Below are 1751 nucleotides of genomic sequence, written 5' to 3' on the forward strand. Positions count from 1 at the left end.
AGGCGTGGATTTTGTTTTTACAAAACAAGAATGGAACAGACAGAAGATTTGTCCAAAATCTGAAATAGAAACAGATAAAACTGATAATCATTACTTCAAAATTCACGCAGCAAGGAAAATTGCTCAAGCAGAACGTCATAGAAACTATGGCAGAATATTATATCAAACCTTGTGTTTTTCTTAATTAAGGGGGGTGATGATGCAAAACTTTATTACAATATCTGAAAACAATTTTCAAAACACAACAGTTCAAACGATGTCTAGTCGTGAAATTGCAGAGTTATGCGGTAAGCAACATGCGCATATTATGCGTGATATTCGACAAATGTTAGGAGAATTATATCCTGAAGGGGGTCAATCCAAATTTGGATCCACCTATTTAGATAAACAGGGTAAGCCCCAAAACTGTTACAACCTCCCTAAGCGTGAATGCCTTATCTTAGTTTCCGGTTACAGCATGACATTACGTGCTAGGATTATAGACCCGTTGGCAAGAATTGGAAAAGCAAGCAGCAATACCACAAATCGACTATTCAAGTCCAAAGGCTATGATTGGCTTTTTGAATTACCTACAAGGTCAAATAGATCAAAAAGACACCATCATTGAAGATTTAACACCAAAAGCCATGGCTCTTGAAAGCTTACAGCGTCATAATGGACTCTTTGGTCTTACAGAAGCCGCTAAAATACTCGAGATGCAACCAAAACAATTCATTCAATTCTTACAGCAAAAAGGTTGGGTTTACAGACGAGCAGCAGGTGGAAATTTGCTACCGTATCAAGACAAAATCCAAAAGAAACTTATGGATTGTCCAACCATCACACTTCAAACCGCAAGTGGAATAGAAAAAGTCATTCCTTGCGCAAAAATCACAGCAAAAGGAATTGGTGTGCTGTCTCAAGAGCTTAAAAGACAAACCATGCATTAAAAGCAACAATTATGGAAAAGAAATACGAATGACTAATCTTATAGTATCTCTATAAGCCGTTTCTAGCAACAAAAACAAAGATTTTAACACCAGCGTGATTCACGCCACGGGGGAATTGCGCTCAAATAGGAGGAAATCAAGATGAGTGAACAAAACACTAACCTAACAGAAATTGAAGAAACGCATCACTTAGCGGTTAAACAAACTGCTATGGAACGTATTTTAAACAGAGCCTTAGAAAATGACGTCGATATGGACCGTCTCGAGCGTCTCATTGCCTTACGAGAAAAAGAAATAGAACGACAAAACTACGAAAGATTTGCCTGTGATCTTTCGAATATGCAAATAGAATATCAAAAAATACAAAAAAACTCTACAAACACCCATACAAACAGCCAATATGCAACCCTTGACCAGTACATTGATGCTGTAAAAAACACTCTTGCAAAACACCGATTTGCTTTGTTTTCTCGTATCAAAGAACAGAGTTCAGACAATATAATTATAGAAATGACTTTGACGCATCCGTCTGGAAATAAAATCTCAACAGAAGGAAAGTTTCCTTATGACACTAAAGGATGCAAATCAAATATACAATCGGTTGGTTCTGCAATCACATACGCACGCAGATATCTGTTAGGTATGCTTCTTAATGTCGTGAGTGAAGATGACGATACGGATGGGAACACACCTCTTAAAAAGGCTTTTCCACAACAGATCAATGAAATCAGAAGACTTGTCGTACAAACCCAAACAGAAGAAGAAAAAATACTTGCTTATGTCAACGTCAAAAAGCTCGACGATATGTCTGAAGGACAAGCA

1 protein-coding gene and 2 pseudogenes are annotated in these 1751 nt (G+C 37.4%); all 3 read left to right on the top strand.

The genetic code is table 11. The annotated features are described in order from the left end of the window. A pseudogene (locus tag ACFIMS_RS09915) lies at positions 1 to 184 on the top strand (hypothetical protein); the annotation flags it as partial. A gap of 15 nt (positions 185 to 199) precedes the next feature. Further along, positions 200 to 929: pseudogene (locus ACFIMS_RS09920) on the top strand (Rha family transcriptional regulator). A gap of 141 nt (positions 930 to 1070) precedes the next feature. Then, a partial coding sequence (locus ACFIMS_RS09925; protein ID WP_375696706.1) for an ERF family protein occupies positions 1071 to 1751 on the top strand: 681 nt, incomplete at its 3' end.

This window comes from Bartonella sp. AP331QHHD (genome assembly GCF_042195905.1).
Classification (GTDB): domain Bacteria; phylum Pseudomonadota; class Alphaproteobacteria; order Rhizobiales; family Rhizobiaceae; genus Bartonella.